Source organism: Streptomyces sp. 13-12-16, assembly GCF_002114215.1.
Classification (GTDB): Bacteria; Actinomycetota; Actinomycetes; order Streptomycetales; family Streptomycetaceae; genus Streptomyces.
This window is the reverse complement of sequence record NZ_NCTE01001157.1, coordinates 1,088-11,297: the sequence shown is the minus strand read 5'-3', so window position 1 is coordinate 11,297 and position 10,210 is coordinate 1,088. Positions and strand designations below refer to the sequence as shown.

General features: G+C 72.8%; 6 protein-coding genes. 3 read left to right on the top strand and 3 right to left on the bottom strand.

What is annotated here, in order from left to right:
• Positions 1–409: 409 nt before the first annotated feature.
• Positions 410–1,114 (top strand): SsgA family sporulation/cell division regulator, encoded by a 705-nt coding sequence (locus B7767_RS36770; RefSeq protein WP_085575805.1) that lies wholly within the window; start codon positions 410–412, stop codon positions 1,112–1,114.
• 87 nt (positions 1,115–1,201) lie between these two features.
• Here B7767_RS36770 and B7767_RS36765 read toward each other — a convergent pair whose 3' ends face one another.
• On the bottom strand, positions 1,202–2,380 hold the full coding sequence (locus B7767_RS36765) for a hypothetical protein (RefSeq protein WP_085575804.1): 1,179 nt from the start codon (positions 2,378–2,380) through the stop codon (positions 1,202–1,204).
• Positions 2,381–2,568: 188 nt separating this feature from the next.
• Between B7767_RS36765 and B7767_RS36760 the strand changes: the two genes are divergently transcribed.
• Entirely contained in the window at positions 2,569–3,075 is a 507-nt protein-coding gene (locus tag B7767_RS36760; RefSeq protein WP_085575803.1) for a hypothetical protein, read from the top strand.
• Between the two features lie 54 nt (positions 3,076–3,129).
• Here the strand turns inward: B7767_RS36760 and B7767_RS36755 are convergent, their stop codons facing one another.
• Positions 3,130–7,551, bottom strand: coding sequence for a trypsin-like peptidase domain-containing protein (locus tag B7767_RS36755; RefSeq protein WP_085575802.1), 4,422 nt, complete (start codon positions 7,549–7,551; stop codon positions 3,130–3,132).
• A 78-nt stretch (positions 7,552–7,629) separates the two neighbouring features.
• Positions 7,630–8,058, bottom strand: a complete 429-nt coding sequence (locus B7767_RS36750) for a CU044_2847 family protein (RefSeq protein ID WP_256923697.1) — start codon at positions 8,056–8,058, stop codon at positions 7,630–7,632.
• Between the two features lie 321 nt (positions 8,059–8,379).
• Here B7767_RS36750 and B7767_RS36745 point away from each other — a divergent pair, with 321 nt between their 5' ends.
• The gene (locus tag B7767_RS36745) at positions 8,380–9,870 is read left to right on the top strand and encodes an FG-GAP repeat protein (protein WP_085575801.1); all 1,491 of its coding nucleotides are present in this window, start codon (positions 8,380–8,382) and stop codon (positions 9,868–9,870) included.
• Positions 9,871–10,210: the final 340 nt, after the last annotated feature.

Sequence of the window (10,210 nt, the reverse complement as noted above, 5' to 3'; positions counted from 1 at the left end):
CGCCCACCCACTCGTCGTTCATACGGCGGGGACCCGGTGGCCGAGTCGCCCGCCATGGGCGAAGACGTGGGGAGAAGACCGGACACGCGCCCTCGCGCTCTGCCCACACCTCGCCGTGCCCCAGGACACCGGGGCCGCCTTCGGCAGCGTGGTCACGTCCTGCGGGGACGGGTCCGGCGGCATGAGCACGGGTGGACGGAGGCCGCCGGCCGCGGCATGCCTGACCGAACTGCTGCACGTGCCGTGGACTTCCACCGTGCGCGTCCTGTGCCCATGGCGGCCCGGTGAAGAAGAGCCACGCCCCTGGGCGCCGGGTCCGGGATTTTCCTCCCACGGTGCCGCAGGTCCGCCGTCCGTCGTCGGCCGGACGGTCCTGGCGGACGCGACACGCTCAGGCGCGGACGTGCCGATGGACACCGGGACGGGAGAGGTCTGCCTCCTGGTGGCGGTCGGCCCGGCCGTGGGACCGCACCCGGTGCACCGGCGTGCCGTCCTGCTCCGACTGCCGCTCCTACCACCCCTGGACGGTTACGCACCGCGTCCGGGCAGCAGCCTGCTGCTGCCGAGAACGACCACCGAGGGCGCGGCCGGCCGTCGGCGGCAGGAGGGGCAGCACACCGTCGCCGCAGCCGCCGGTCGGCTCAGGCTCTGGAGGAGGCAGGCGGGCGACGGGCTCGAGCAGCACGCCCGGTTCTCGATGCGTGCGCACCTCACGGAGCAGGACACCGGACAGCGTCTCCCGGTCCGGCTGACCTATCGCACCGCCGATCCCCACGCGATCACGGCTGTCTTCAACCACGGGACCGACGACGAGAGGGAATGGGTCTTCGCTCACGAGCTGCTCGTCGACGGCATGCACGAGAGCGTGGGGATCGGGGACGTCATCGTGTGGCCTTCGCAGGACGAGGAAAACGGGCGGCGGCGCGTCTTCGTCCGTCTGCGGTCACCGGAGGGAACGGCACTGCTGTCCGCGGCGCGTGACGACGTCGACGCCTTCCTCGACGCCGTCCGCCCGCTGACACTCCGTCCGTCGGCGGCCCTGTACGCCCGTGCCCTCGACGCGTGGGAGCGTGAGCTCGCCGAGTTCATCTGCCCCGGGCCGGGGGACCGGTGATCCGGGCCGGGGATCCGTCGGCCGTGGGCGGTGACTCCGTCGAGGGCCCGCCGGCGGTCCTCACGCGACGATCGAGGTGACGGTCGGTCAGATGGCCTTCTGTGTACGGGCCTTGGCGCGGGCGGCGTGCAGGGGGTTGTTCGTCCTGCCCCGGGCGGGTTCGATGTAGTGCTTGAGGACCGTGGGGGAACCGGGCTTCCACCGGCCCTGGGCGGTCGGGTCCCCTCCCGCTTCGGAGATCTCCTGTGCCGGGCCCCGGCGCAGGCCGTGCGCGGTCACCGCGCGGCCGCCGGGGGCCCTGACCCCGGCGAGCCGGGCGCGGGTCTTGACGATGTTCCCGATCGCGTCGGGGCTGAGGAAGTCGCCGCGCGGCCCGGAGCGGGGGCGGATGGTGCCGCCGCGGGTGATGTGCCGGAACAGCGGGCCGGACGTGATGCCGTGGCGGCGCAGTTCCTCCAGCCACGCGCGGACGCGGACGACGGGGCAGAGGGACGGGGTGTCCGGGTCGGCCGGTACGAAGGTGTCCTCGCCGTGGGCGGCCTGGTCGGTCTTGGAGAACGCCACGCGCACGGTCACGCCGTCGTCCTCCACGGCCAGGTGCTCGACCAGGAGGTTGGCGAGTTCGCTGCGGCGGGACAGCATCCCCCATCCGAGGGTGAGCAGCGCGGCGTCCCTCAGGGCCTTCGGCCGTTCGCGTTCGTCGGCCGCGGTGCAGGTGGCCACCATGGCGGACAGGGCCGCGGTGCGGATCGGCGGCGCCTTCCTGGGCGCGCGGCGCCGGGCCCAGTCCCGGGCGTGCCCGCGGAGGAGCTGCCGGGCCTCCTTCATTCCGGGCTGCTGTCCGTCGGGGTGGGCGGAGCGGATCGCCGACATGTGGACCTGGACGGACGCGGGTGCCAGGTCCCGTTGCACCAGGTGTCCGACGTACTCCACGAACGTCGCCGTGGTGCACGGCATGGGCACCCGGCCGCTCTCGGCGCACCAGGTGTGGAACTGCCCGAGGGCCGAGCCGTACGTGCGGGAGGTGTTGGCGGGCGGCGCCCCGTCGATCAGGTCGGCCGTCTCCTGTGAGATCCGGAAGTCGGCTTCGGTGTACGTGGGTTGGCCGGCCGTCGTCGGGATCGGGGCGTCCGGCCGGAGGAGCGTGTGCCGGCCGATGAGGGGGCGGTGTGCCGCCGGCGTGTCCGGGAGGGCGGGGAGCGCCCGGTCCCCGTCCTCGTCGACCAGCTCGGCGTCGACCACTTCCACGGCGACGGAGTCGGCCATGTGCCCCTCCCTCAAGACAGCCTCGTATAAGGGAAATTATACGAGGCTGTTCGCGCAGTGCCGCCGCGCCACCCGAACACATGCAGAATTCCGGCCGGTTTCTCCGGGACCTGTACGGCGAGGGGTTCGACGGGTCATACTCCCATGCAGATCCCGGAGAAGCGGGCAAGTATCCGTCGGAAGGCTCCATGAGAATCACCATCGAAGGCGCCTCGGAGGAGTTCGAGCGGAAACTGCTCGAACTCCTCGCCGAGCACCGCCACGAACTGACGGTCACCGCGGACACCGAGTGGACCGTCGACCGGGCCGAACGCTACCTCCGCTCGCTGCCCGCCGGCGCCCGCCGGTTCGCCCAACTCGTCGTCGACCGCCACGGCATCGCCAGCGCCGTCCTGCTGCGCGAACAGCTCGGCAAGCTCAACGGGCCCACCGTCGCCCTGTCCCGTGCCATCCCGCGCGGGGTGCGCGAAGGCTGGTGGCCGGAAGGTACCCGGGCGCCCATCACCGTGCTGTACGACCCGGAGAACCCCTCGTGGCAGAAGGCCGTCGCCTACCGGATGAGCACCGAGGACGTACCCGTCTTCCGAGCCGCCCTCGACCGCATGACCACCACCGAACGGGAAGCCGGAGAGGCGAGTGCCGGTACCGGGGCATCCCGCGCGCCGGACGTCCCCGGCCGAGCAGAGGACCGGTGACGGCCGGGGTTGTTGAGCCTGCCCCGAGCTCCGGCACAGGGGCGGGTTCCGGCCTCAGTCCTGTGCGCGGTCGGGGCAGATCCTGTTCGGCAACTCCCCGGAGAGGGCGGTGCGTTCGTCGGGTGTGAGGTCCCGGCCGACGACACCGCAGAGGTGTTCCTTCCAGAGCGCGGGGTCGATCCGGAAGAGCGTCAGCAGGCCTCCGGAGTCGGACGGGTCCTCCAGATCACCCGTCACCGGCATGCTCATCAGGGTCCTGCCGTCCTCGGTGGCGTCCAGGAAACGCTGGATCCCCGAGAAGACGAAGGTGTCCCGGTACTCGGGATCGTCGGCCCGGAGACGGACCATGGTGTTCTCGTAGGCGAGGAAGAACCCGGATCCGCCGGAGGTTCCCATGGTCCAGCGGTGGGGTTCGAGCGGTCCGAACGGCCCCAGCACCTTCCTCGGCGGTGATCCCTTCTCCACGGACCAGAGCTCGACGATCCTGCCGGTGGTGAGCACCGCCATGTAGCGCGTGTCCGGCAGATACTCCGCGGTGAGCAGGTCCTCGGCGAGGTCGAGGCGCTGCTTCCCGTCCTCCCGCCCCGTCCGCAGGTCGATGGTGTGCACCTGGGGCTCTCCCTGCACGCTCACCGTGACGCGTGCCGGGTCCAGATGGGCCCCCATGGTGAAGAACGGGTCCTCGGCGGTGCTGAGTCCGAGGTCGCGGAGTTCCACGGCGGACGAGAGACGGCGCCCTCGCCGTGCGTCCCAGTACTCGAGGACCGAACCCGACAGGGTGACCACCCTGTCGTCGCTCTGGAACATGATGTCGATCGTGCCCGGTTCTCCGGTCACCTCGTCGAGGGGCGGTGCGGACACGGTGAACTGGCTGATCCGGCGCAGGGTGGGAAGGGCGCGGACCGTGATCCTGTTGCGGTCCGAGAGGTCCGCCACCAGGGTTTCGGCCTTGTCGGTGACGAGGGGCTGCTCCTCCGGGGGTGGTGTTCCGGACGTCCTGGCCCGGGCGAGGGTGCGGGCCCCGGGCTTGGTCTCCATGATGCGGAGCACCTTGCCGCCGTCGGTGCGGGCCAGCATCCGGTCACCGTCACCGAGCAGCGCCGGATACCCGTGTGCCGGCCGGGAGGGACCGGCGGACATGCTGACGCCGGTGACGGTGCGGCCCTCGGCGAACGGCATCACGGTTTCCGACCCGGACATCAGGAGGGGCAGGCGTTCGACGCCGATCGTGGTGGCGAGGCGCTGGCGGGGCACCAGCCGTTCCGGCGCCTCGTCACCGTGGACCGCGATACGGGACCAGTCACCCGAGTCGGACCCGTCGACGACGAAGTAGCGGCCGGTGGTGTCGAACGCCGGCTTCACCGGGCACGACTGCCTCAGCTCCTGACTGCGGAGGACCCTGCCGTCCGACACCCGGACGGCCCGGTAACGAGAGGCGTTCTCCCCCTTCTCGTCGCACACGACAGCCGTTCTCCCGTCCCAGGAGACCTCGGGGAGACTGGTGAAATCGTGGGCCAGTTCACGGACGGACCCGCTGGCGACATCAATGGCCCGCAGGAAAGAACGCTCGCCCAGAGCTGTGAGGCCCTTGTGCACGACCAGGGTCCCGTTGTCCGGGCCGAACCAGATCCTGCGTACTCCGGTGATGGACCCCGGCACCTCGTGAGCGCGGCCGCTGGAGAGATCCCACACCAGGAGGGGCAGACCGTCGGACACCTGGGAGGACTCCACCAGATACCGTGAATCGGGGGAGAACCGAGACCCTTTGACCGCGAGGACGGCGCCTTCCTCGTTCCGTGCCTGTGCGTGCCGGAGCGGATGGGCCGGGCCTACCAGGTGCTTCCCGGAAGTGGTCACCTCGTGCCAGGCGAGGAGCGCGTCGGCCTCGCGCAGGTAGGCGATTCTCCGGCCGTCGCCGCTCACCTGGGGGTTGCGGATCTTCCGGCCCAGCCGCAGGTTCTCCTGCCGCACACGTCCGTCGTCGGACCGGACGAACAGGGTCGCGCGGCCGCCCATGGTGGTCACCAGGGTCACCTTGCCGTCCGCGCTCATACTTGCCTGGTCGATGTCCGAATCCAGTCCGGACAGCACCCACTCCGCCTTCATCAACTCCGAGTACCGTCGCATCAGCGCGTTGCGGGCCTCCTGCGTCGGGGAGGTGTCGTAGCCCGCTATCGCGGCCAGGGCGGCCTGGGTGGGATTGCTCTCGGCCAGCTCGTCGGCCTGCACGGCCAGCGTCCTGGACCGGCCTTCCGCCGCCCGCTCCTCGCTCACCCGGGACTCCTGGACGAAGAACACGCTCAAGGCGGCGATGATCGTGAGAGCGAGGCCACCGGCCGCCCAGGCCAGCCGGATGCGCCGCTGCCGGGCACGGTGCTGTTCTTGTACCGCGCGGCGCTGCCGGTCCGCGAGGTCGAGGAGTTCGGTCTCGGCCGCCGTCAGTTCGTCGGTGCGTCCGGCGAGGCGGCTCTCGAGGGAAACGAGTTGCGCGCCCCGCGGCAGGAGCTCGTCGGCACGTCCCGCGCTCTCCCAGCGTTCCCGGTCGTGCTGCAACTCCGCGCGCGCGGCAAGGAAGTCCCGGTCCTCACGCACCACCTCGGACAGAGCCGGCCAGACCGTGATGAGGGCTTCGTGGGCGAGTTCCACGCTCTCCGGCACACCGGCCCCGCCGTGGAGCACCAGCAGACGCTCGTCCTTCCCGGCGAACAGCACGGCCAGGCGCCAGCGCCGCTCGCCGGCCTCCGCCCGGGTCAGCACCCGCCGCAGTGCGGGGGCGCCGCTGCCCGGCACCACGCGTACCAGTCCGGCGAGGAGCCGCCGCGCGTCCGTGACGGCTTCCGTGGGGTCAGGGGTCTCCGGGGCGTCCGCGGGGTCCGGGGAGCCGGTCCCGGTCCCGGTCACGGACGGGACGTACTTCCGCCATGCCTCCTCCGCGTGCCTGCGCAGGGCACCGGAGACGCCGCCGGCCCTCTCGTACGTTTCGACCCTCAGGCGGCCGCCCGACTGTTCCTGCCACAGGTGCCGCAGGACGAAGGAGAGGAGGGGGAGGGCGCCGGGTTCGCTGCCGGCGTCCTGGAGGATGCGGTGGGCCAGCCCGGGTTCGTAGGAGACACCGGGGACACGGTCCACGGGGCGGGTGATGACGGTGTGGAGCTGCTCCCGGGTCATCGGGGTCAGCGGCAGGACGGCTCCCCGTTTCAGCGCCGGTCCGAGGTGTTCGTGGCTGAGGGCGGCGTCGACGAAGTCGGCGCGCAGGGTGAGCAGCACCCGCATCCCGGCGGTGCGCCGGGCGGGGAACAGCACCGACAGGAGGGCCGTCAGGTCTCCCTCGGGCAGGTCGAGCAGTGCCTCGGCCTGGTCCAGTACGACGAGGAGGTCGGTGGTGGCGCTGCCGGTGAGCCGGTGGACGGTGTCCGCGAGGCCCGCCCCGGTCAGCCAGGTGGCGACCCGCTCGACGCCGGGGGCGCGCGGTGGCCCGAACCGTTCCCGGCGTGCCAGTTCGAGGAGTGCGACCGCCAGGGCACCCACCGGGCGGGAGGTGCGGCCGCAGTGGACGACCACCACCTCGTGGCCGGCGCGGCGCATGACGGGCGCCACCCCCGCGAGGGCGAGGGAGGACTTGCCGCACCCCGAGGGTCCGCACAGCGTCACCGCCGCACGGTCACCGCGCAGTGCGGTGACCACGGCCTCCGTGTCCTCCTCGCGGCCGAAGAAGACGTCGGCGTCCTCCTCGCGGAAGGGCTCCAGGCCGCGGAAGGGCGTCGGGGCCAGGAACGCCCCGGCGAGGGCGGGGATCTCGTCGGCGAGCGCCCCGAGGTGCAGCATGTACGCCTGCTGGTCGTCCCGGGCCGGCCCCGCGGCCACGATCATGCCGACGACGGCGCCGAGTGCGTTGTCCCAGACCGGGCTGCCGCTGAATCCGGCGGTGACCCGGACCGTCTGCCCGTCGGCCCGGGACAGCTGTACCCAGCCCTTCCCCGCGGGGCCGAGGAGACTGCCCCGCTGCCACACGGGCCGGTCGGAGCTGTCGGTGAAACCGACGATGCGGGACCCGTGTTCCCACAGACGCCGGGACAGGCTGGTCGGCAGTGACCGCGCCCCCGGCACCGGACCGAGCAGTCGCAGCACGGCCACGTCGCCGCTGCGGTCCTCCCGGATCGGTACCCAGTGCGTCACCTCCGCTTCGACGTCGTGCCCCGGGGTTCCCGGCCCGGTGAGGAGCGGCAGGTCGACGGTGACCCGGGCTCCGAGGGGCACCTCGGTGTCGCGGGGTTCCCCGAGCGCGTCGCACACCACGTGGGCGCAGGTGAGGACGAGCCCGTCGCCGACGAGGAATCCGGTACCGGCGGAATCGCCGTGTCCGTCCCGGAGACGGACCGTCCCGGCGGCGAGGACGGTGTCGGCGTCCTCGTGCTCGCCGGGCCCGGCGTACCCGGATCCGGCCGCGGTACGGCCGGGATCGTCCTGGTCGTGCACAGGGACCTCCTCGGTGCGGTGGGGGGAGCGGGAGGGTACCGGCGGTGCGACGGCGGGTGCCGGTCTGCCCTACGGGATTCAGCCCCCGGAGGCGGGTCCACCCGCCGGGCCCCGGCCCGCGGACTCCGGGCCTGGTGCGGTTTCCGGTACCGCGTCCGTACCGGCGGGGCCGTTGTGCCAGGTGAGGCTGACGGAGAAGTTGGCCTCCGCGGAGGAGCCCGCGATGAGGACCTTCGCGTCGGCGGAGAGCGACATGCCGAAGGCGAGGGTCGCCTCGTCCGGCGGCCGGAGCATGCCGCGGCAGCGGCCGACGAAGGCGTCCGCGACCGGCCGTACGACGTCCAGCATCTGTTCCAGGGACTGCTCGGCCCGGGCGACGGCACGGCTGCCGCGTCCGACGCGCACGACCTCCTCCCCGACGTCGTTCACCTGCACTCGTACGACCTCGCCACCGCTCCCCAGCGGCACGTCGACCATGTACACGGTTTGACCTTCCGACAGCGGCATGACGTCTCCGGATCGTGAACTGCACCTCTGTGCAAACGAGTTGGACGGCCCGGAGGTGCGCGGAGAGGTTACCCGGCGGAATACCGGGAGTCACGGGGCCGACGAGGGCGGTGTGTCGGCGTCCCCCTGCCCCTGTCCGGGGCCACGAACGGGCAGGTGACGCGGCTCCACCGAACTCGGAACACCCCGGAGTCCCCACCGAACCGGGAACGGTTCACCCCTCCGTCGCGGAAGATCAGGGGCGGGCCACAACTTTCCCTCCGCGCCGTGGATCCAACCTGTGACCGCGACCCACCGTCGCCCCGCACATCGGAGCAGATCATGACCCACAGACGTTCCACGGCCGTCGCCGCCGCATCGTTCCTGCTGCTGAGCGGTATGGCCCTCACCGCCGCGCCCTCGGCCTTCGCGGGCACGCCCGGAGGCACCTACGCCGACGACCGCAACAGCGACTTCGACGGCGACGGCTACGACGACGTCCTGACCGGCGCCCCGGGCGGCACCGACGGCGGCAGGAAGGGGGCGGGCTACGTCACCGTCCAGTACGGCGCCGCGAGCGGCATCGGCACCGCCGGCAGCGTCCCCCGGGTCCGCACCGCCGTCTTCGGTCAGGCGACCGCGGGGGTCCCGGGCTCCGCCGAGTCCGGTGACGGCTTCGGCGCCGCCGTGGCCACGGGGGACCTCGACGCCGACGGCTACGACGACGCGATCGTCGCCGCGCCGGGTGAGGACGAGGGTTCCGTGAGCGACGCGGGCCGGGTGACGGTCCTCTACGGATCCCGGACCGGGCTGACCCCCGCCCGCAGCGTCAGCCTGAGGTCGCAGGCGCCCGCGGCGAACGCCCGGTTCGGCCTGGCCCTCGCCGCCGCCCGGCTCTCCGGGACCACACCGGGCGACGTGCTCGCCGTGGCCGACCGCACGGGCGCCTCCCTGTTCGTCCACGGCACCGGCTCCCTGGAAGGAGCCGGCCGGCTCGACACCGCCGGTGTCCCCGGCCGCGAATCGATCCGGCCCGTCTCCCTGACCACCGGGAACTACGACGGCGACGGATACGCGGACCTGCTGGTGTCCGGCGACAGCCTGGAGGAGGACCCCAGGCCACGTTCCTCCCTGTACATGGGCGCCGCGGACGGGCCCGCCTACACCCGCGACCTGGCCGGCGGTTCCGCCACGGCGTCCGGCGACATCAACGGCGACGGGTACGACGACCTGGTCTACGGCAGGCCCGACAAGCCCGAGGACGTGCACGAACCCCTCACGGGCGGAACCGTCGGCGTCTACCTGGGCTCCGAGGACGGCATGGAGAACGTGGACGAACTCGGCACCCCCGCACAGGTGTGGGCCCAGTACACCGCCGGTGTGCCGGGCACCGCCGAACTGGGCGACGGCTTCGGCGCCGACGTCTCCCTCGCCGACATCGACGGCGACGGTCACGCCGACCTGGCCGTGGGCGTGCCCGGTGAGGACATCGGCACCGTGGCGGACGCGGGCGGGGTGCGGATCCTGCGCGGTTCGGCCGCCGGGCTGACGGCGGTGGGCGCGAAGTCCTTCGACCAGAGCTCGGCGGGCGTGCCCGGCACGGCGGAGGAGGGGGACCGCTGGGGCGGACAGGTCCGGCTCGCCGACACGGACGCCGACGGCCGCTCCGAGCTGCTGGCCGCGGCGCCCGGCGAGAACACCGGCGACGGGGTGGTCTGGTGGCTCGCCGCCTCCACCACCGGGACGGTGAGCACCGGATCGTGGTCGTACGGCGGAGGCTCACTCGGCGCTCCCGGAACCGACGCGCGCTTCGGTGCGTCGATCGACGAGTGAGCCGGCGCCTGCGCCGCTCTCCCTCCTGCCCCGGGCGGCCGAGCGCCTGGGGCGGGCCGCGGCCGGGGGACGGTGCGCGGCAGGGTGGTGACACCGCGGCGCACCGGCTCGTTCCCGAGCACCACGAGCACCACGAGTACCGACGTCCGCGCCGGGCCGGGCCGGTCGCCGTGGCCGCCGCCTACGTCGGTGTCACGGTCATCCCCCGCCCCGTACCAGCGCCCAGGTCAGATCGGCGACCTCGGTCACGCTCATGCCGTTCTCGCCCTCGCCGTCGAACTCGCCGCGGACCCAGCGGCCGATGACCGCCAGCAGGGCCCCGCCGAGGAAGTGCGCGCGC